At 44.1% G+C, this 21,933-nt stretch carries 18 protein-coding genes and 1 other annotated feature; of the genes, 4 read left to right on the top strand and 14 right to left on the bottom strand.

The features are described 5' to 3' along the window. Positions 1 to 615: 615 nt before the first annotated feature. From HP567_RS17535 to HP567_RS17525, 3 genes are all read right to left on the bottom strand, one after another. A complete protein-coding gene (locus tag HP567_RS17535; protein ID WP_173609247.1) occupies positions 616 to 1,764 on the bottom strand; it encodes an AI-2E family transporter in 1,149 nt (382 codons plus the stop codon). A gap of 258 nt (positions 1,765 to 2,022) precedes the next feature. Then, entirely contained in the window at positions 2,023 to 3,213 is a 1,191-nt protein-coding gene (locus HP567_RS17530; protein ID WP_173609248.1) for an MFS transporter, read from the bottom strand. A gap of 3 nt (positions 3,214 to 3,216) precedes the next feature. After that, positions 3,217 to 3,633 (bottom strand): MarR family winged helix-turn-helix transcriptional regulator, encoded by a 417-nt coding sequence (locus HP567_RS17525; RefSeq protein WP_173609249.1) that lies wholly within the window; start codon positions 3,631 to 3,633, stop codon positions 3,217 to 3,219. Between the two features lie 152 nt (positions 3,634 to 3,785). Between HP567_RS17525 and HP567_RS17520 the strand changes: the two genes are divergently transcribed. Then, complete coding sequence (locus HP567_RS17520) at positions 3,786 to 5,900, top strand: hypothetical protein (protein ID WP_173609250.1); 2,115 nt, start codon at positions 3,786 to 3,788, stop codon at positions 5,898 to 5,900. Positions 5,901 to 5,959: 59 nt separating this feature from the next. Here the strand turns inward: HP567_RS17520 and tyrS are convergent, their stop codons facing one another. From tyrS to HP567_RS17480, 8 genes are all read right to left on the bottom strand, one after another. After that, positions 5,960 to 7,228 (bottom strand): tyrosine--tRNA ligase, encoded by a 1,269-nt coding sequence (gene tyrS / locus HP567_RS17515; protein ID WP_217367015.1) that lies wholly within the window; start codon positions 7,226 to 7,228, stop codon positions 5,960 to 5,962. A 59-nt stretch (positions 7,229 to 7,287) separates the two neighbouring features. Continuing rightward, positions 7,288 to 7,517 (bottom strand) — a binding site (T-box leader). A gap of 75 nt (positions 7,518 to 7,592) precedes the next feature. After that, on the bottom strand, positions 7,593 to 9,128 hold the full coding sequence (locus HP567_RS17510; RefSeq protein WP_229088056.1) for an ATP-binding cassette domain-containing protein: 1,536 nt from the start codon (positions 9,126 to 9,128) through the stop codon (positions 7,593 to 7,595). Between the two features lie 278 nt (positions 9,129 to 9,406). Then, on the bottom strand, positions 9,407 to 11,071 hold the full coding sequence (locus HP567_RS17505; RefSeq protein WP_173609251.1) for a DUF6138 family protein: 1,665 nt from the start codon (positions 11,069 to 11,071) through the stop codon (positions 9,407 to 9,409). 40 nt (positions 11,072 to 11,111) lie between these two features. Beyond that, positions 11,112 to 12,173: a suppressor of fused domain protein gene (locus tag HP567_RS17500; RefSeq protein WP_260506815.1), complete on the bottom strand. Its 1,062-nt coding sequence runs from the start codon at positions 12,171 to 12,173 to the stop codon at positions 11,112 to 11,114. A gap of 147 nt (positions 12,174 to 12,320) precedes the next feature. Continuing rightward, positions 12,321 to 12,959 (bottom strand): RNA ligase family protein, encoded by a 639-nt coding sequence (locus tag HP567_RS17495; RefSeq protein ID WP_173609252.1) that lies wholly within the window; start codon positions 12,957 to 12,959, stop codon positions 12,321 to 12,323. Between the two features lie 14 nt (positions 12,960 to 12,973). Beyond that, entirely contained in the window at positions 12,974 to 13,936 is a 963-nt protein-coding gene (locus HP567_RS17490) for an AAA family ATPase (RefSeq protein ID WP_173609253.1), read from the bottom strand. A 110-nt stretch (positions 13,937 to 14,046) separates the two neighbouring features. Then, complete coding sequence (locus HP567_RS17485) at positions 14,047 to 14,865, bottom strand: hypothetical protein (RefSeq protein WP_173609254.1); 819 nt, start codon at positions 14,863 to 14,865, stop codon at positions 14,047 to 14,049. A 107-nt stretch (positions 14,866 to 14,972) separates the two neighbouring features. Continuing rightward, positions 14,973 to 16,448 (bottom strand): protein adenylyltransferase SelO, encoded by a 1,476-nt coding sequence (locus HP567_RS17480; RefSeq protein WP_173609255.1) that lies wholly within the window; start codon positions 16,446 to 16,448, stop codon positions 14,973 to 14,975. Between the two features lie 248 nt (positions 16,449 to 16,696). Between HP567_RS17480 and HP567_RS17475 the strand changes: the two genes are divergently transcribed. Together HP567_RS17475 and HP567_RS17470 are read left to right on the top strand one after the other, a co-directional pair. After that, positions 16,697 to 17,131: an SRPBCC family protein gene (locus tag HP567_RS17475; protein WP_173609256.1), complete on the top strand. Its 435-nt coding sequence runs from the start codon at positions 16,697 to 16,699 to the stop codon at positions 17,129 to 17,131. Further along, a complete protein-coding gene (locus tag HP567_RS17470; RefSeq protein ID WP_087347353.1) occupies positions 17,132 to 17,503 on the top strand; it encodes an ArsR/SmtB family transcription factor in 372 nt (123 codons plus the stop codon). Positions 17,504 to 17,616: 113 nt separating this feature from the next. Here the strand turns inward: HP567_RS17470 and HP567_RS17465 are convergent, their stop codons facing one another. Further along, positions 17,617 to 18,192, bottom strand: coding sequence for a hypothetical protein (locus tag HP567_RS17465; protein WP_173609257.1), 576 nt, complete (start codon positions 18,190 to 18,192; stop codon positions 17,617 to 17,619). 259 nt (positions 18,193 to 18,451) lie between these two features. Between HP567_RS17465 and HP567_RS17460 the strand changes: the two genes are divergently transcribed. Further along, a complete protein-coding gene (locus HP567_RS17460; protein WP_173609258.1) occupies positions 18,452 to 19,417 on the top strand; it encodes a DHH family phosphoesterase in 966 nt (321 codons plus the stop codon). An 87-nt stretch (positions 19,418 to 19,504) separates the two neighbouring features. Here HP567_RS17460 and HP567_RS17455 read toward each other — a convergent pair whose 3' ends face one another. Then, entirely contained in the window at positions 19,505 to 20,095 is a 591-nt protein-coding gene (locus HP567_RS17455; RefSeq protein ID WP_173609259.1) for a dihydrofolate reductase family protein, read from the bottom strand. A 195-nt stretch (positions 20,096 to 20,290) separates the two neighbouring features. Next, positions 20,291 to 21,769 (bottom strand): Lsa family ABC-F type ribosomal protection protein, encoded by a 1,479-nt coding sequence (locus HP567_RS17450; protein ID WP_173609260.1) that lies wholly within the window; start codon positions 21,767 to 21,769, stop codon positions 20,291 to 20,293. Between the last annotated feature and the right edge of the window lie 164 nt (positions 21,770 to 21,933).

Genomic DNA, 21,933 nt, shown 5'->3' with positions numbered 1-21,933 from the left:
TCATGAAGTACGACAATACAATGAAATGGCCAAACAAGTAAACGAAGCTACAAGGAAATGGTCTGCTAAAACTGAAGATGGAGCCTCAGTGACGAATGGATCATGTTAGCCCCCCTCTCATCAACACCATTTAATATAATGGCCAATTGTAACAAAATATGTGGGTTTTTGTATCTTTTTTGTAAGTATTACCCATCTTCATATTACTATGGTCATGAACCAATTTTCACCTACAAATTTTCCACGATTTTACACTTTTTCACAATGGGAATAATTCCCTGTTTGCTCCATGCAGTTTTCAGGACAAAAGTCACCTTCCATTTTTGGTCAAAACATGTGCTCTGCTACTCTTACCTGGAAACAAATGTGCTGGCCTGCACACCTCCTTACAATCCAGCAGAATAACGTATTCTTATGCACCTGTTTGAGAAACTGTTATTCATTATAACAGAGAGTGTTTTGGAAATCAGTTAAAAAATAGGTAATTTTTGTTATTTGTGTTACTTTTTACCCAACCATTCTCCCATCCCTAAAAAAGGCTCACACTTTCTGGGTTCATTCGAAAGTGTGAGCCTTTTGATTTACGATTTCATGGAGGAATCGAAACGGTGGACACTATTCTTTCAGGGAAATATTCTTGTCCTTCAGTCGCTTGTTCGTCGTACTTCTGACGAGCGTATATATGACAGCAAAAGCAGGGATTCCAAGCAGCATTCCCATTAGCCCGAACAATGCTCCCCCAACCAATAAGGCTATTATCACCCATAAGCCATCCAATCCGATTGAATTACCTACCACTCTTGGATAGATAAAATTCCCTTCAATTTGCTGCAAGACAAGAATAAAGGCAATGAACCAAATAGCCTTGACTGGATCGATCATTAGAATGATAAAGGCACTCGGAATCGTCCCGATATAAGCACCAAAAATCGGAATGATGCTCGTAACACCAATGATCACACTCACAAGTAATGCATAAGGCATGTGAAATGCCCACATTCCCACAAAACAAAGCCCGCCAAGAATGAGAGCCTCTGTTAGCTGGCCTGAAATAAAGCCACTAAATGCGCGATTGGTGATTTGTCCAATTTCTACAGCCCGATCCGCCTTTGCTTTTGAGGAATAGGCATAGACGAGTTTTTTCGCAATGAGCGTCAACTTTTCCTTATGGAGGAGCAAATAGACGGACAACATTAGTCCCATGATGACATCGATAAAACTAACGGTAAACATTTTCGTGTACGTCAGTAATACTGGGATGGAAGTCAGGAAAAAATGGCCTAACTTATTTACAATTTCATTCCACTTCTCCATGAGTGGATTCCATAAATCGCCGGACAAGTTAAACCTCTCTGCAAAACCGTCGACGAAAGCCTTTAATGATTGCATGTCATTCGGAATACTTGCCGCAAGCATGGAAATACTCGTCAGAAGCTGAGGGACAATAAACCACATGAGAAATGTAAAAAATACCAGGACAGTCGCAAGGGTTAACAGGATTGAAAAAGGACGTCTTACTTTCAACCAGATTCGATTGTTGCCGCGGTTAAGGGGGGAGAAAAGTCTTTCTTCATAAAATCTCATTAAAATGTTCAAGATGAAAGCAATGGCAATCCCATAAATCACAGGATCTAATAAGTCAAATATTTCATAGACAAATGACTTTACCTCAGGAAAATTCCATACCACAGCAAACAGCAATACGGTGTAAGTCGCGATCATTATGTATTTCTTTATATCTCGCCAGTGTACTTTCTCCATCATTTTCCGGATGACTCCTAATCTTTGTGAGTTCTAAGTTGATCTGTTTGTTCATAAACTTTTCCATTACTATGTCCACCCAAAAGTATACTATGTTTTTTAGCTGTACGTAATTATTTTTCCACTTTCACTAAAACTCCCCACGAACTTATCACAATCATGCGTATCAAAACATACTGAAAAAATATAACAGGCTACCACTTAGGGCAGCCTGCCTATCTTCTATAGGGGGATTAACTCCCCTTTTTTTACTTGGGTGAGTTACGTAGCACGTATCAATTCCCGATCCCGTTTGCCGTGTAGCCAGTGATAAAGCGGGATACTGAAAAGGATAAAGGCAACCATCCCGCTGAAGATCATGCGATATCCTGTGTGTGGTACGATAAATCCGAGCAGATAGGGCCCGATTCCTAATCCCAGATCATACATAATGTAGTAAGTAGAGGTAGCTAATCCAAAGCGATGCGGAGCTGTCACCTTCACAGCTACCGTTTGGGCAATGGAGTTAAAGTTACCGAAGCCTACTCCAATCAATGCAGCGGATAACAGCAGCATCCAGGAAGTCGAAGCTTGACTGAATATAAGCATCCCGGCAGCAAATATCACCAGGCTGGGGTAAGTCACGATGTTCGCCCCTCTTGCATCCATTAGCTTCCCTGAGAATGGTCGCGAGAGAATAATGACAATGGCATACACCAAAAAGAAATAACTCGAAGCTGAGGTGAGATTAATTTCTTCCGCATAAAACGAGAGAAATGACAAGACACCCGAATAGCTGAAGCCGATTAATAAAGCGACGAATGAAATCGGTAAGGCTTTGGGCTCGATGAATTTCGAAAGCAGAGAACCTTTTGCTTCCTCTTTTACACTTGTGGAAGGAAGCGGAACATTGATTTTTGCCATCGCATAAAACAGCAAACAAATCAGGGAAAACACGACATTCAGCGTGAAGATCCAGGTGAAACCATTTTCAAGCCGCAATAAGATCATGCCGAGAAAAGGACCAATCGCAGTGGCTAAAATCGCACTTAAGCTGTAATAGCCAATCCCCTCACCCTTGCGAGATGCGGGCAAGATTTGGGCAATAATGGTACCTGTAGCTGTACTGGCAATACCAACGGCGATTCCTTGCAGCAATCGATTTACCAGTAAAAAGCTGGTATGGACGGCAAAAAAGTAAAGCAACGAGGTGACAGCAAAAAATCCCAACCCAATCCAAAGCGTTTTTTTCGTGCCAATATGACTTATGGCTCTACCCGTGAGTAGCCGCCCGATCAAAGCACCAATGATAAAGATACTGGAAACTAATCCGGCTAAACTGGTTGAAGCGTGAAATTCTGTTTTGGCATACGAAGCGATTGTAACCATTAGTAAAAAATACATAAGTGTCAAAAGAAAATTGATGAAAGAAACAATGACGAACTCTTTTGTCCAAAGCCTTTCCTTATTCACTGCTTACCCTCTTCTCTTTAGGTTCATGATAAGTTTTTCTAATACTGTGGCTGCTGCGTCTCTTTCTTCTTGTGTGATGCCCTCCATTACTTCTTCCAAGAATGGATCAGTCGCTTCCATGATCGTTTTATATAGCGCTTCACCTTTCTCAGACAAGCACATAATTTTTTGCCGTTTGTCTTCACCTGATAAAATCGAAATCATTTCACGCGCAGCTAATTTTTGCGCAATAGGTGTAATCGCTGGCTTCTCTACTTGCCAATAATCGGCAACGTCGCTAAAAGTAGCCGAACCGTTATTTTTGAGATAACGAATTAACGCCCATTGCGTGACGGATATACCAAATGGAAGTAATTCCTCTTGCAATTGGTTATTGTATACACGATGTGTGAATGCGACTTTTGAAAAGAACGGGTACATGTTACGCTCCTTATCATTAGTTAATTAATTTAATTAATTATAATTATATATCTTTCCTTGCTGTTTGAGAAGGTCTAAATCAAGATGGGTTACCTTGTGGCTTTTTCCTCACACATTCGTCTAACCTATATCATCATACAAAGGAGAAAATCATGCTGGAAAAAAGGTTCTTCGCTATTCACTTCCTATTATTGCTTTTCTTCGTACTTTCTTTTCCAATCCCTACGCTTGCGAAGGAATCGTCCATTCAAAATCTGTATTATGTATTTGGCTGGGATGAGAAAGGCAATGTCCGCATTACTGATTTGGTAAAAAACGAAATCCTCTCTTCCATTCAGTACCAAGCTGAATATGGCACCATTTATAATGCGATGACTCCTTCCCTTCCGAATGGTTCCAATCAATTAACGTTGGATCAAAGCCCACCATTTCAACCAGGCGCGGCCATCGAAATTCGCTCAGAATCGTTTGGCGGTAGAATGAATGCTCCGCTTGTCCATCAGGCGAAAGTTACTGCAGTCCGTGGAAATGATTTGTATTTCTCTCCACCTACGACGAAAGTGATCGACAGGAACATTTTTATCAAACGGGGCAGCCACTGGGTTCGTAAATGGGATGACGTAAAGGTGGAACACCAGGAAACCGCTACTGGTAACACAGTCATTGTCACAGGTCATACTCCGATTGCAGTGGTTACAATACAATATGCATTGCAAAAAAACAGCCCAGCCATCGATATCACCGTAAAAACCACCTATAAGCGAGAGGCAAAGGTTTTTCGTGAAGCCTTCGCCCTGCAATTCAAGCCAAATGTGACAGAGGTATATCGCAAGAATCGGAAAGTGGACGCACAGAAATTCCAACCTTCTTACTGGCTGGATCACCAAGGCGCGAAATTTGGTCAAGGAAAGCAAGCAGCTTTTTTGTACCATGCCCCCAACGTGTCTTCATTTGAATTGAATACAACGCAAAAACAGCTCATCGTGAATCTGGATCACATGAACGATCACAGATACGTACAGCAAGGCTCTACGAATCAAGTCGGAAAAGTCCGCCACGCTTCCGAATATCGCGCAAACGAAGAACGGACGAATTCTTTCTCGCTGGTAGTTGGGTATCAACCAAAGCTCATGCCGCGTTTTATGAGTCAGCCTTCTGGTTTTTTGGCGACTCATGTATGGACAGAGCATGCTGACGAGCAGACGCTGCAAACGAATCGAGCTGTTTATTTCGGCTCCGGGAGGATTACATCGTCGGCACAAGCGACAGGCGGTTTTGTGAAACACCGGATTCCGGTTACAAAAAGCGTATTTTACTCGAATCCGTATTTTCAAGCGAAATTGCCTGTCAATGTCGCCATTGCGCAAAGCCCTGAATTTTTGCAGTTTCTGAATGATCTGAATCGGAACGGTGATGAAATTGGGCTACATACCCTCTATCCATACGAAATCAGGCACTATCAAAAGACGACGGAAGATGCACTGCAGGTAATGAAAGATCACTTCCGAAGCCGTACCTGGATTGACCATGGGTATTTGAAGACCAGCTTTGCGTTTAACGCACTCGACAACCAGACTGCGAATTACTTGGCGCATCAGTGGAAAAAATACGGCACATCGTATTTTTGGCACTACAGCTCAGAAGATATCGCGAATCCGAATAATGGTCTCGATCTGTACCAATCTCAAAGAGGCGACTCCCTGCGCACTCCGCTCTATTGGTCGCACCCGACAGTGACAGGCCCGTTTTATTCATGGTCGGCTGCCACCATTCCAGAAGATTCACTTTATCTGTATCGGGAGCAAAATCTCCAGCAGCTCATTCAAAACCGTGGAGTTTTTATCAACCATACCTACTTGGCAAAATTTCCATCCAACAAGCAGGGCGGGAAATTTGTCATTCGAGATGCCCAAGGAAACTGGATCATCCATCCCGATTTTGACCGCTTGCTAAAGCGAATGGAAGTTCTGCGAGATCAAGGAAAATTGCATTTGACAACCGTACGTGAAATCATGGATTATTGGCTCGCCCTCTCTCAAGTCAGATTGGAATATGCACCAAACGGCTCTATCGTTCTGCACAACGATGGCACGCAAAAGATTTCTGGTCTTTCCATGGCGACAAAAGCTTCGGAAGTTTATGTGAACGGGATAAAGCCGTCGCAAAAGAAAGCGGATGGCGATCTTATCTTTTGGTTCGATCTGGAGCCAAATGCAGTTGCCGTTATTGCTGCGAACAAAGTAGATAGTACTTCACATCCGAAATAAATCCCACAAATACAAAGAAGCTTCCCTAGTGGGTCTAGGGAAGCTTCTTATTCCTTTATCTATTGAGACAATTTTACTAAGCTGTAGTTTTTCTTACCTTTGCGGATAATGATGAAGCGACCGCCGATAGCAAGGCTTGGCGTTACTTCCAGTTCCAGATCGGTAACACGTTCACCATTCATGGAGATAGCGCCTTTTGTAATATCCTCACGTGCTTGACGTTTGGATGGCTCGATGCCGACCTCAACGAGCCAGTCGACAATGTTCCTCGTTTCGAGGGTAGATTCGAATGTCGGCATTTCTTTGAAGCCTTGCTCGATCTCATCTGCCGACAGCGATTTGATATCTCCAGTAAACAAAGCTGCTGTAATGCGCTTGGCCTGCTCCAGCAATTCCTCGCCGTGCACAAATCTCGTCATTTCCTCTGCCAGCGCTTTTTGCGCCTCGCGTTTATGTGGCTCGGTCTGTACTTTTTCAGCCAGCTCTTCAATTTGTTCCTTGGAGAGGAACGTAAAGTATTTCAAGTATTTCACAACATCGCGGTCATCGGTATTCGCCCAGAATTGGTAGAATTCGAATGGTGTTGTTTTATTTGGATCAAGCCAGATGGCTCCTCCTGCTGTCTTCCCGAATTTCGTGCCATCTGCCTTCAGCATCAGAGGAATAGTGAGACCGAATGCTTTTGCTTCTGCTCCTTCTTTTTTGCGGATCAGATCGAGACCGCTCGTGATGTTGCCCCATTGGTCGGAACCGCCGATTTGCAACTGAACATCTTCATGTTTGTACAGATGCAGGTAATCCAGCGATTGCAGAATTTGATAGGAAAACTCCGTAAACGAAATGCCGCTTTCCAGTCTGCTCGATACGACATCCTTGGCAAGCATCGTATTGATGCTGAAGTTTTTCCCGTAATCCCTCAGAAATTCAATGACATTGATTTTGTGCGTCCAGTCGTAGTTGTTCACCAAGCGAATTTGGTTGTCGCCATCTGTAATGAACAGCTTTTTCATCTGCGCGGTGAGTTTGTCGACGTTCTCCTGAATCTGTTCCAGTGTTTGCAAAGAGCGCTCGGATTGACGGCCGCTTGGATCGCCAATCGTACCTGTTGCACCACCGATCAAAATGACCGGACGATGACCAGCGAGCTGAAAGCGTTTCAGTACCATGAAAGGAATCAAGTGACCGATATGCATGCTGTCACCCGTTGGATCGACACCACAATATAACGAGACTGCTTTTTCATTCGTTAATTCTCGCAGCCCTTCTGCATCTGTTTGCTGATTAATGGCTTCGCGCCATTCGAGTTCGTCGATAATATTCACTGCCATACACTCCTTCAATCTCCTATGGTAAAAAAAACAAAAAATCGCCCCTTGTCTATTGTAGACATAGGGACGATTGAATAACCGTGTTACCACCCATCTTGCACCAATGGACCCAAGCGCTTGCGCAGGCCATTCATGCCACTCGTAGCGAGTTATCGTTCGCGATTCCGCTCGGCATTACCCGAGATACTCCAGAGTGTAATTCGCTCGCTTATTGTGTACCGGGTTCCATCAACCCCCGGCTTTCTAGGACAGGGAATAAGCTGCTACTGGGCTCTTTCAACGTATGTTTCATATGAAATTAAAGTCAGTATATTGAATTCAAATAGCAATGTCAACCATGTAGCAAGGATTCCGCCACGATCCCTTATTTTATTTTCGTAAGACCGTTGGAAGTTAGTTCATAAACAGTTGTTGCGACCTCATGCAAATACCGTCGATCATGCGAAATACTGATAATCACACCGTCAAAAGCCGTTAACGCCCGGCACAGAACAGGAGTCGTCAAAGGACTGAAGTTTCGGGTCGGTTCATCCAATATCAAGATTTCGCACTGATCCAAAATCATTTTTAACAGGAGCAATTTCGCTTTCTGTCCCCCAGACAAGTTTTGAATGGGTTGGTGCATCTCATCTTTTGTAAATTTCATACTGCCTAAATGCGTATACGCTTTTGTGATCGCTTCTTTATTCCCGGTTCTTTCCAGGTACGCAATCGGTGTTTTGGTCGAATCCAGTTGTTCTTCATAATTTTGGGGCATATACCCGATCTTTAATGACGAGTGCTGGACTAGCTCATCCATGATCTTTTTCAACAACGTCGTTTTTCCGATCCCATTTTCCCCAATAATCGCGACTTTTTCTGGCCCGTTAATCGATAAATGAATCTGTTTCGATAGCTGATTGTTCGCTATTTGCAGGACTTCCAATGAAAAGTCGAGGATTTGTTTACTGCCAGGCACATGTACCTCAGAATCAAATCGGAATTCGCTTGCTTCTTCCACACTCGGAGCCTCTACAAACGTTTCCGATGCTTTCTCCATGCGCTCTCTTTGATTTTTCAAAGACTTGATCTTCTTTTGCAGACGTGGATCTGAGCGGGACACGTTCCGATGTTGATGCTCTGCCTTATTCCAAACGTCGTGCCATTTCTCCATTTGCTTTTGATGATCAGAAACTTGCTTTCTGGCTATCTGTTCTTGTTTGTTCAGGTGGCTCTCGCGATTCGCAATGTAATTTTCATATGGCTCTCTTGAAAAAGTATATTTGGGTACTTGTTTACGCTTCGTCAGCTCCATATGAAGGATACCATTTGCTGTATTCGCAATAAATGTTTCGTCATGCGATACATATAGGACAGGAAGCGATGTTTGTTGAATAAACTCTTCCAGCCATTCCATCGTTTGAATATCCAAATCATTCGTGGGTTCGTCTAGCAATAAAACGTCAGGATTCTGTGCCAGCAGACTTAAAAAGCGGTATTTGAAACGCTCACCACCTGACAGAACACCCATCTTTTTATCTGAATCCAATACATGAATGCCGAGGTCATCCATCGCCCTCACCAGTTCTTTGCTCCATTGATTTTCGACAAAAAACTCGGCGATGGTCCATTGTTTTTCTTCGCCCGATAGCTCCTGTGCAAGAAATCCCATGGAACAATCGTTTCGCAGCACGTTACCTGCAAATGTGCAATACTCGGCAATCATTTGTTCCGCGTATATCAACTTTAATAAGCTGCTTTTTCCATTTCCCTCTTCCCCGATGATGGCTATCTTGTCACCGGTTTGCAGGGTCAGATGCAAATTTTGAATGAGAGTCCTGTCGTCTTTTTTGGTGGTAATCGTGATATTGTGCAGTTCAACCATGTGGATTCCCCATTTCGTTTTTACGTTTCTCGTCATTTACTCCTTGTTCATCTGTATCACCCCCCTTTTTTGACAACAAAAAAAGATGCTCCTGTCCAATAAACAGAAGCATCTTGCTCTCGTAATAGAAATCGCTATATGAAAAATAGATCATACAGGAATTCAAGCTATACATTTGCGGGTGAATTTGGCTTCTTGTTTATTTATTATGGGATTGGCTTTTCCAATAAATAAACAATTGCGCAAATGATTCACCCTCCGTTCCATGAAGTTGACTTCAATATAGCATGGCCTTCTAAATATTGTCAATGTAGCTATTCGACCAAGGCTAGCAATTGTCCGAGCTTGTCCTTGATGGGGGAAGATTCCTTTTTTACCGCCTGTGCGAGCTTCTTATTCCCACCGAAAAGACGATAAATAACGGTTTCCCGCTTGTAATCTTCCAGCGCTGCAAGCTCCTCTATAAGCGCATCCACCAGCTCTGCACGATCGATGGTGACATTTTTCAAAGGCTTCGCCGAATCACTACTGCCAAGCACCAGAGAGACGAGTACGGGGATATTCTCTACGGTTACACCATGCGCCTCCATAAAAGCTAAAGCAAAATCGTCCTGAGCAGACTGATGCTCCGTGTCGACCATCTCCATATAGCGACGAAAGAGTGGAAAATAATCGCTGCTAGACAAGCCGAGAGCCAATACCGCATAGGTACCAGGCATGACGGATTTCTCGCTTGGCTCTACATCCCCGTACCACGCGAACTCCTCCATCGCAAGCTCGGCATATTCTGCGATTTTCGGATATAACGCAGGATAACGGGACGCATTGGCAAAAAACTGATGGAGACCTGACTTCGCCAGCTTTTTTACTGGGAAGTAATTCTTTTCGCTGCTCTTCAGCTTGAGCTTGTACCCTTTGGGAAAGCCTTCACGCAAAAGGCCGTTGATAAAATCAATGGCTTCACCGTAGGCAGCTTCTTCCTCCGATACGATACGGATGTCGATCGCTTGTAAAACGTCATTGGCCATTGCTTGAATCAGGCTGCTTTTATACTCGTTTTCAAAGCGACCACTGCCCCGTTTTACATAGTCCACAGCTCGCTTGGAGCCAAGCTGAACAGCGAGGTCCAGGTACTTCTTGCGGGTATCCGGCTCCTTGTTACCTATTGCGAGAGCGACGTACAGGAAAAAGTCCAGCTCCTCTGTTTTTGGTTCCTGACGCTCCTGCTCGGGTTTCAAAACCCAATCCAATCCATAATGCCCGGTACGATCAAAAAATTTGACTAAAAAACGCTCATCCGCCCAGCCTTTTAAAGCCAAAGTATAGTGGTATGTCCACGAATCACTGCGTTCTTTGTTGGAGAGCAGCTTTTCGCTAAGACGCTGGATGAGTGGTTCGACAAGCTCCTGCTTTTGTTCCATCAAATCGGGATTGACGAGGCAATGAGCGAAGAAGAAATCGTCTCTTTCTTTCGGACGTACAGGAAGCTCCGCTTTAATTTTTGTTTCGATAAATTGATCCAGTACTTGTTTTAGACTCTCGCGTTTTCGCTCGTTTATGAAATGGCGAGCATGGCATTGCACCGATTGTTTCCACTCAAATTCGAAAACAAGCTCGAAGCGGTAATTAAAAAAGTGAGAATCATAATCGGTGGAATGGAACAGGGATTCCATTCGATCACACAGTGCGGGGAAAAACTCATTCATGAGCATTTCCTCTGTAAGCTCCTCGATATAAGAGCCAGCATCGTATTTGTACGAGTCGTCACTCCAACTGAAAGGTTCGTGGACATCCACGTGGATTTTGCCATTGGCCCAATTGAGTTTTCCTTTTCTCCACGCCACTCTCAGGTAGTCTTTGACCCCCGCCTGCAGTAGACTCCAGTCTTTGATCTCTTTGATCCGCTGGTTCTCTTTTTGGTAAATTTCTTGGATAGAAGTCCATACTTCGTTTAGAAATGCTTCTGCTGCCTCATGCATTGACTGACTCTCCTCCTCGCAAAAAACAGCGCTGTCGCCTTTAACCGATGACCTTGACGACATTGCCCTCGCTATCGGTAATATTGGTTTTCACAATGTTGATGGCAATTCCTTTCAGGGAAGGAATCTCAAAGCTGCTTTCCTTTGGAAGCAACTGCTTGGTAAGCGCAATCGTTGTCGCATCATCGAGAACAAAGCGAATAACGTCCTCTCCTGGAATACATTCAGGATTGGCTCCTGCCTCAAAGACAACGCGGACATCAGGTCCCAGCAGGCTCAGGCTTTCTCCTTTTCGCATACGTCCGCGGAGAATTTTTCCGATGACTTCCGCTTGCTTAGCTCCCAAGCTCAGGGTCGAAGGTGCTTTTTTCAAGAAGCCTTTTTTCCCTGGCTCCCAGCCAAGCTGGCTGACAAACAAATAGGCAGTGTTGGAGCCTTCTTGTTCCATTCCTTTTTGAACAGCATCAGAAACTGTAGAGTTGCAAAGGAGAGAATCACGCTCGAGATCGGTTATGTAGGAAGGCATATACGGCAAGCCAGATTGAAGCACACCACGTGTATTCCAAGCCATCATTGCATCGAGTTCATCACCAGTGATTCCTACCATTTGCAAAAATTGCACCCGCCCATTCGGCGTATCGATTTCGGCAAGCTGTGGGTCTGTGACAAAAGCGAGCGCAGTCAGTTGGGTATCGGCACCCAAGCATATCGGACCGTTTGCATCCAAATGATCACCTGCTTGAAAAACATTGCCCGTGTTGAATACGTAACGCCCCATATTTTGAAGCAAATTCAGCGCCCAGGCAGGCGGTTCCTCCTCGTCGTCTTTACGAGCCAATCGAAACGTCAATTCAAAGCCAAAACCGCTTTCCTCTTCATTCTCGGACTCTTTTTCATACAGTTCAGTAAACCCATAAGTCACAAAATGCCAATGCGGGTAAGGCTCGTCCGCTTTGTAGGCGCTAATTCCATCTAATGGATCGGGACCACCCAGTGCATACGAGATAAGCGTGCCGTAATGTTTAGGCTCCTGCTCTCCATAAATCTTTCGCATCTCCTGATCAATGGCATCCCAGCCAGCTGACATCATTTCTTCATTCAATTCTTCGTTCATCTCTTCGTTCATTTCTCACGCCTCCTATGTAATGACTGTCTTAACAATAGCCAAAATGAAATTTGGATACTCTATTAGACGGTCAATACCACTTAGCAAATTACATCGTTCTCATTCCCTTCAATATCAAAGTCTTTAATATGTTTGTGCTAGCCCATTTGGAACGACTGGCTTCGATAACCAGTGCTGGTCGGTTTGCACATGATTTTTGCGCACAAACTTGGCGGCAGATTGTTTAAAATCTTCGTACGGAAACCTCTCCGTTACCCGTACCACGTACCCCTCTTGTTCTCCGCCGAAGGCAGATTGTTTGGTGTAGCAACTTTTTACGGTCTCTTCCTTCCAAATCCCTCTGTATAAGACAGGTGCTGTTTCTAAGCCCAGTAGTTCGGCCCATTCTACCGTTTCATCCCACGACAAGCATTCATTGTTTTCATTCCAGATCGAGAACACGTAGAAATAGCTCGTTAGGTATTCGTAGTAGATGGAGTGCAGCGCATATACGTTTTCCCCGCAAATTCTCCAGCCTTCCGGGATATGAAACGAAATCGTCCCGTGAAGCATCTTTACCCAATGTCTAGATGCGTGATCTTTGCTATCGAGTGACCTTGCATGGATATGATTTCGGTACAGCGTGGTATTTTCTCCATCCAGCTTTTCTGTTACGACTACTTGTTTCCCCTCGAAGTGACACACTGATCGCAAGATTTTATCGTCGTCGGTTCTACTTCTTGACCAGGGTAGATGAAAGGTTCTCGGATATTTTTTCAACAACGTTATTCACCTCCTTATTTGGCATAGGCATCTCCTTCCTTGAAGAAGTACAGCTTCCACAGGTACTCTTCGCCCAACAAATGATAAATCTCGGAAATATCTTGCTGAGTTCCATAATTAATCTTCATGTGCATTTGAATCAGGTTGACGGCTTCGAAAATAAAATCATCTTCGAATCCTAATTCTTTTAAGAAATGACAAGCAATTTGCGCAGAAACATGCTCATGTCCGAAGTAGGAGTAATGGCCTTTCATCGGCTTGTAGGTTTTGCAAAATGGTTTTCCTGTATCGTGAAATAAGGCGACCACTTGCATGAGAAATTTGTCTTCTTCCGTGTAAAAGGCGTTTACATAATCGAAAACATGATAGGTATGCTTGCACAAAGGGTACTGATGATAAGGGTTTTCCTGATTAAATTGATACATCTCTTTGAAGATGGGAATGGCATTCAACCTTTCAAACAGCTCTTCATAGGAGGGTTCTTTTTGAAGCAATTGAACGAATTCTTCTTTTTCAATGGAATAAGGAACTGGCTCGTGCAAGAGATGAATGTGATCCCAGCCCTCATTCTTAATGGGAAAATGGAAGTTCTTCCGCATCTTCGCCAGGATGTATTCGTCTACGGTTCTCTTTCGGGATCGATTGCGCTCTAGGCAAACGGTATAGGGAACATCGACGTAATAGCATTCCTTCTGGACATCGGGAAATTTGGCAAGGACCTTCATTCTTTTCTCTCTGTCAATATTGGTTGCATCTAAAATGACATTCTTTCCATTCGCCAGCTCCGTTGCGATTTTCGAATAGACCTCAAAAAATACTTGTGCTGATCTTTTTTGTTTTCGCTCGTCACCAAATAAGTTCTGACGAATTTCATCCGTAGACACGATTGTTGCCCGTTCCTTTTTGGCAATTTCTTGTGCCCACTTGCTTTTGCCACTGCCCGCAATGCCTGACAGGACGATTAATTTCTTTTTCACTTATATCTCACCTCCTTTCAATAAAAACAAACTTTTCGACATGCTTTTCCAATATTATACACACTTCGCGTATAGATGGCACCCTTCTTTGTTCCTAGATTTTCCGTTCTTTACAGCCATGGGCCAAAGAAGTTCTGGATAGCTTGCTCGGAATAGCTATCTTCGCCGCGCCAATTTACTACGGCAAAAAAGTCGTTCTTCCCGCCACGCCCTGGTCTGTCCTTGCTTGGCGCTAAGATCCCGGCGGATGCAAGAATTTCCATTAAGACATCCCGTTCGTTTTTGCTAGATGCGAAGACACCATGGAGGCGCTTCTCCAATTGACGGGCGGCATCGGTTGGTTCACTGCTGGCAATGATGGCTAGCACCTGACGGAGAATTGCTACATCTTCTTCCTGTACGGAAAGATTTTCTTCCTTGCTTAACAGCTCCAGATCAAGCATGAGGTACGGTAGATAGTTTAGGCGGATACCTCCCCACTTGATTCTTTCAAAATTCAAAACGTTCAAATCTTCTTCCGTATATAGCTCTCGTCCAGCGATATAATAACGGTCGCACTTATGGCAGTCTCCGTACATGGCGAAATAGGTGCCGTTTTCTGGATTTGTATACTTGCCGACGTTACTTTCGAAGTCATGGGCTTTTAAAGACTCTGTCAAAGCCCAGCTAGACAAGGCGCTGCGCAGGTACACCTTTCGCGTCGAGAGACTGTGCAAAAATGCAGCGGCGGCTTGTTCTTTCGTCACTTTTTTATGCAGAGTAATGATTTTGTCTATACAATCTTCGTGACTAATTGTCTGCAGATCAAACATGAGACCTTTGCTTTTGGCGTATTCAAAATCTGCTCCCGAAAAATCGTATGGGCGACTCTTCCACCCGTTGCTGCTCCAAAATGTTTTCATCAAGATTTGCTTTGCTTTTTTATCCATAAAGCAATTGCTCCTTTTTTCTTCGGCTTTCCATATTCTAGCGCGAATCGGACGTATGAAAAAAGAGTCCAACATGTGAAAGATCGTTGGACTCTGATTGCATGCTATCATGTACCGCAAAACGTTTGGTAAGGACATGCCGATTCCGCTGGTAAGGTCGTGTATTCTACCTGTTCAGGCGTGTACGCATATGGATTGGAAAGGACTTCCAGGAGTCGTTCCATCACCGTGTAGTCGCCCTCTTTCCACGCTGCTTCCAATGCTTCTTCTACACGATGGTTCCGTGGGATGATTGCCGGGTTGCTCTTTTTCATTACCTGTTGTACCGCAGCGGTGTCCTCTGGCTGTCTTGTTAGTCGTGCTTTCCACTGCTCGTGCCATTCCGTGAATTCGCTCGTGCCAAACATTGCAGTTTCTTCTGGTTGATTAAGCGTGAAAGCACGGAATGTATTCGTATAGTCAGCATGGTGGTCCTTCATCATGTTGAGCAGACCTTCGATCAACGCTTCGTCTTCCTCCTCTTCGTTGAACAATCCGAGCTTTGCCCGCATTCCTGTGAGCCAATGGCTGTGATACAGCTTGCTAAATTCGGCAAGTGCATCTTCGGCCACTTTTACAGCCTGCGCTTCATTTTCATGCAACAACGGCAATAAGCTTTCCGCAAAACGAGAAAGATTCCACACAGCAATGTACGGCTGATTTCCGTAAGCATACCGACCCTGAACGTCAATGGAGCTAAATACAGTTGCAGGGTCATATGTGTCCATAAAAGCGCAAGGACCGTAATCAATCGTTTCGCCGCTGATTGCCATGTTGTCGGTGTTCATGACTCCGTGAATAAATCCTGCGAGTTGCCACTTGGAAATCAGCGCAGCCTGACGCTGGATGACTTCCTTCAGTAAGAGGAGGTAGCGGTTTTCATCTGCTGCGATCTTTGGAAAATGTCTTTGCAACGTGTAATCAGCCAACGCACGGAGGTCTTCTATGGAGCACCATCTTGCCGCGAATTGGAATGTCCCTACTCGGATATGACTGGCAGCGACACGCGTCAAAATAGCACCAGGCAGCTCGGTTTCGCGATAGACAGACTCGCCCGTTGTCACTACTGCAAGGCTCCGCGTAGTAGGAATTCCGAGTCCATGCATGGCCTCGCTAATGATGTATTCGCGCAGCATCGGGCCAAGGGCTGCTCTACCGTCACCGCCGCGAGAATAAGGTGTTCTGCCTGAACCTTTCAGTTGGATATCAAAGCGCTCGCCGGAGGGTGTAATTTGTTCACCAAGAAGAAGAGCCCTGCCATCGCCTAGCATGGTAAAATGACCGAATTGGTGTCCCGCATATGCTTGGGCAAGAGGCATTGCGCCTTCTGGGGTTTTGTTTCCCGCAAGCATGGCTATGACTTCTTCGCTTTGCAGAGCTTCGACATTCAGCCCAAGCGTTTTTGCCAAACGTTCATTGAGAATGGCTAGCTTCGGTGATCGTACAGGAGGTGGATTGAGCCTGGAAAAAAACGATTTTGGCAGCGTTGTATAGCTGTTATCAAAATTCCATCCCGGTTCGATTGTTGCTTTTTTGTCTGTCATTGGATCTCCTTTTATCGATTGGCGTTATTTACATGGACGTAACGTACACATGATACATTTTGCCAATTTATTATACCCTTTTCTTGCGAGTTTCGAGCACATTCGTACATTTTTAGCGCACTCCCAGCCGAATATAATTCGTGAATGGGAGGAAAAATACCATTTACATATAACCAAAAGGTGTTATATTATTTTAAAGTATAACCAAAGGGTGTTAGATTTTCACTACGAAACGGAGAGATTTTATCGTGGAACAAAACAATCAACAAGCCGTAGAAGATATTAGACAAACCATCGTTTTCGACGCCCCTATTCAAAAGGTATGGGAGAAAGTATCCACTGCGGAAGCCATTTCTGCTTGGTTTATGCCCAATGATTTTCAACCAGTGGTAGGTCATGAGTTCCATATCCAATCCCCTTTTGGGCCGTCTCCATGCAAAGTGTTGGAAGTAGAAGCACCACATCGCCTTTCTTTTGCTTGGGATACAGACGGGTGGGTCGTCTCGTTTCTTTTAAAAGAACTGGGAGAAAAAACGGAGTTTACCCTCATTCATGGTGGATGGAAAGCGGCAGATGAGATTATCGGAAAAGCAAACGCGAAGAGCTCAATGATTCGCGAGAAGATGAATCAAGGTTGGGTTGGTATTGTACACGAACGTCTGAAAAAGGTTGTGGAAGGGTAAATGTCTGCTTCAGCAGAAAAGGTTGATGTATTTCAAGCGATCGCTGACCCTACTCGTCGGGAAGTACTTCGCTTGCTCGCTGAAAAAGAATTGCCGATCTCAGCGATTACCTCTCATTTCCCCATAAGCCGAACGGCTGTAGTCAAGCATCTTCATATACTTGCTGACGCAGATTTGGTTACAGGACATAAGGTAGGTCGCGAGAAAATCTATCGGTTGCATCCCGGTCCTCTGACGGAAGTAAAGCAGTGGCTTTCCTTTTACGAGCAGTTTTGGAACAATAAGCTCTCTATGTTGAAGCATCTGGTGGAGACCGATGGTGATACGACGTTAACTGTCGTGCAATCCGAACCGGATCAAAAAAGGAAATAGATTGTCATGCCCTTCCCTCTTGATCGTTTGCCCCAAGATCAAGAGGGTTTTCTTTGATCAGGCAGTACAGATAGAAAAAGACTGCCGATTGCTCAACAGTCTGGGTAGTTTGCTTACTTATTCAATAGCTCGGTCAGTTCAGTGGATTCGGTCAAGTGCAACGGTGCCGTTCCATAAGTTTTGCCATCTTCTGAATCAAACATATGGTCTTTGTTTTCTCCACTCAATACGAAGAACAGTGTCTTCGCCTTTACTTCCGCTTTGTTATCTGTATTAACAGTCGCTGGCAAAGTGTTTGTCGTTACTTCAGCGTAGTTGAATTCTACTGCCAAAGCCTCTTTCTTGTCCTTCTCCACCGCTTGGGTGCTCTCGTCAAAACGCATTTGGTCCGCAGGTGTTTCAAAGCGTTTGTTCATGAGCGCAAGAATTTCCTTGAACTTGTCATCTTCCGGCTTTAGGGATGTTTTTTCCCCTTGCTTGTACACGACGATTTCTTGTGGAGTAGCGATCACCTGTTGCTCTTCTTTTTTCGTTTCTTCAGGTTTTTGCGTAGTTGTTTCACCCGCTTGCTGTTGGGTACCTGTTGCCGCCTGATTTTGATTTTTTGGTTGCTCTGTAGGCTGCGTGTTGCCGCAAGCAGTCAGGACTGCTAGCAGGAGTACAGCCGGGATCCATGTAGACTTTTTCATGTTGAAGACCACCTTTTACTTTTTCTCTCCATTGCTTTACTCCCGTAATAGAAATAAGAGCGATCACGAACATACGCGAACACGCCCGACCGATTGAACTAACGTGGAGTGCTTTTAACCAAAGCATTATAATAAAACCAAAGTAATATTGCAAATAATCACCAATTGTTGTCTTCGTGCAAGCACGTCTTATTGAATGGGAAAGATGAATGAAGGCAGTACAATTCGGACGACAGACGGATTCCTAAGGAGATACTTCATGAATCATCAAAAAATCATTCATTTCAGTGATAAGGACTTGGATGGCGTATCCTGTGCAATTCTTAGTCAAATTGCTTTTTCCAATCAAGAAGTCGATTACCGCGGGGTGACTCCTTACACTGTCAATCAAGAAGTTCAAAAGTTTATCGAAGAAGAGCTTACCCCCGATGCGTACGTGATGATTACCGATGTAAGTGTCACTGACGAGGTCGGATCGCTTATTCAGAAAAAGGTCGATCAAGGACATGCGTTTGTCTTGATCGATCATCACCCAACTGCCTTGCCGTTGGCTTCCAAGTACGAATGGGCAAAAGTTATTACGGAAGAATCAGGGAAAAAGACTTCGGCAACGAGCCTTTATTATGATTACCTGGTAAACCAGGGGTATCTGACCCCTACTGGCGTTCTCTCTGACTATGTGGAGCTGGTTCGGGCCTTTGATACGTGGGATTGGGATGCAACCGGTACTGTACAGGCTAATCAACTGAACATTTTATTCTATATGATCGAGCGAGACACGTTTATTCAAAATGTGCTAGGACGCTTGCGTGTTGATGGTGCCAATACAGACCAATTTGTATTTGATGAAGTAGAATCTATTCTCATCTATACAGAAGAAAAGCGAATCGATGAATTTGAACAAAAAAAGCTGAAGCAAATGAAGCTGATCCCCGTAGAAATCGATTTAGATGAGCCAAAAACATATCAAGTAGGCGTGGTTTTCCTTGAGCAATATCACTCCACGACAGGCAATTTCTTATGTAAAAATGCGGAAATGATTGATTTCGTCGCGATGCTCGATCCTGGAAAAGGCAGAATCAGCTTTCGAACCATACGCGAAGACCTGGATCTGTCGGTGATCGCCCAACATTACGGTGGGGGCGGTCATCCAAAGGCTTCCGGATGTTCCTTTACAGGCGTTACGTTAAAGGCTTTTGTGTACCCTGCTTTGCGGACGAATTAGAGCAAAACAATAAAAAGTCCCATTTCTCTATCCGTGAAATGGGGCTTTTTATTCTTCCAGAGTACAACTAATTGTTAACACAACCATTTATTTTACTTGTGCCTCTCCGATCTCATATCGCAGTTGTATGGACCCGCTTTTTCCATAAAGCTTTGTTTCTAGCAACTTCATGTCGTGACGTGTGTTGATGTTGTCAAAGTAATGTTTGCCGCTGCCCATTAAGACCGGATGAATGATTATCCGGAGTTCATCAAGCAAATCAGCATTGATCAAACTTTGAACAAGACCCGCACTTGCAGGAACAATGATATCACCTTTGACTTGTGTTTTTAGCTGTTGTATTTTTGTCATGACATCAGAGTGAAGGAGTGTAATCGTCTCGGTGTAGTTCCCCCAATGAACTTCTGTAAACTCACGATTATTGGTTACTACAAACTTCTGAGTCTTATTCATTGCATCAGCCCAATCCCCCACTTGAAACGGCCAATAGCTTGCAAAGCCTTCATAGGTGACTCGCCCCATCAAGATGGCGTCAACCCTCTGGAAGAACGCAAGACCATCATCTGTGGCGTCGATAATTCCAGGCAACGCCCAGCTAACCATATTGTCTTCTTCTCCTGTCGGCCCCGTATAAATACCATTCAATGTGCTGCTTACGTTTGCCATTATCTTCCCCATCGAATCTCCGCCATTCTTTCAAAATTATTATCAAAAGATTACCACATTTCACCACTTAGTACTTCTTCTCGATTGCTCAAATTCCCCCTCCAGCAGAAGCAGTCGTTCCTACATTTGGAGAAGACATTACAAAGAAAGGTGAGGAAAACGAAACGGTTTTCCCCACCTTCTTTCTTTTAGAGACTTTTCGTCCAATTACAGTTCAACGATCTTTGTAGCAATGTTATTGCAAAACTCCCTGTCATGCTCGACAAAAAGGATCGTTGGCGAGTGCTCGAGAAGCAGCTCTTCAATTTGCATGCGCGAAATGACATCAATAAAGTTAAGCGGCTCATCCCAAATATGGAGATGGGCTTTCTCGCAAAGACTTTTCGCAATCAATACTTTCTTCTTCTGGCCGCCGCTAAATGCGGAAATGTCCTTCTCAAATTGTACGCGGGAAAAGTCCAGCTTTCGCAAAATCGATTTAAACAGGCTTTCATCAATGCCGTTTTCTTGGGCAAAATCCGTCAGATTGCCCTTTAGATGCGAAGTGTCTTGGGATACATACGAGATTTTCAACTGACTCCCCTTTCGGAAGGCACCAGTATGATCGATGTTCTCCCCGCAAATGAGCTTGAGAATGCTGGATTTGCCAGAGCCGTTTTTGCCTGACAGCGCGATACGCTCCCCCTGCTCAATCGTAAAACTAATATCTGAGCAAACCAACTTCTCCCCATAACGAATCGAAACCTTATCCAGTTCAGCAAGTTGGTTCTTATGGTAAGCAAGCTGTGCAATCTTTAAGCTGTCATGGCTTTCAATGTTTTTCAGGAGCTTCGACTTTTCTTCCAGCGCAGATTGCTGTCTTTGCTCAATTGATTTAGAGCGTTTCATCATTTTCGCAGCTTTGTGACCCACGTAGCCTTTGTCGAGCTTAGAGCCTGAATTTAAGGTACCATTTTTCGTTTTTTCCACAGCGTCCGACCAGTTGCTCGTACGTTTCGCTGCGTCCGACAAGCGTTTAATGTCTTTTTTGAGCTTCTCGTTCTCAGCGAGTTCATAGTTATCCTGTCTCTGTTTATTTTCCCACCAATCGGAGAAATTCCCTTTTTGCACCTCGATGTTCGTCTTGTTGATGGACAAGATGTGATCGACACAATTGTCCAGAAATGCTCGGTCGTGAGAAACAAGAATATAACCGCTTTTGGAATGGAGATAATCACTGACGAGCTCCCTTGCATGCATGTCGAGGTGATTGGTTGGTTCATCAATTAACAAAAAACTGTTTTCCTTTAGAAATAAGGCGGCTAACATCACTTTCGTTTGCTCCCCGTTAGACAAAGATTCAAATGGACGATATAGAACATCCTCTGAAACCTTTAAGAGGGAGAATTCGCGCATTAATTCCCATAGCTGATAGTCCGGGACAATGTCTTGAACGATATCAAGCGTCAGATATTCTTTGTTCTCGACTTGGAAAGGAAAGTATTCAAAGCTGACATGGGCACTAATCTTCCCGCTGTATTCATATTTACCAAGCAACAGGTTGAGAAAAGTTGTCTTCCCCCTGCCGTTTCTTCCCGTAAAACCCAATTTCCAATCCGTATCAATTTGGAAGCTCACGTTTTCAAAAATGTTATCAAAACTGCCTTCATAGGCAAACGTCAAGTTATTTACATTGATTAATGACATACAATCATCCCCCTGCATGCAAAAAATAGAAAAGCTACAAGAAAGTTACTCTCTTGTAGCTCAAATAAATACAGCAAATCCAACTCAAAAAATGAAGTTAGATAAGGATATATTGTTTGAGTGAAGAGATATAAGTAACTTTCTTGCACATAAAGAATAAAACA

It is taken from the genome of Brevibacillus sp. M2.1A (genome assembly GCF_013284355.2).
Classification (GTDB): Bacteria; Bacillota; Bacilli; order Brevibacillales; family Brevibacillaceae; genus Brevibacillus.
This window is presented reverse-complemented; position numbering and strand designations above follow the sequence as displayed.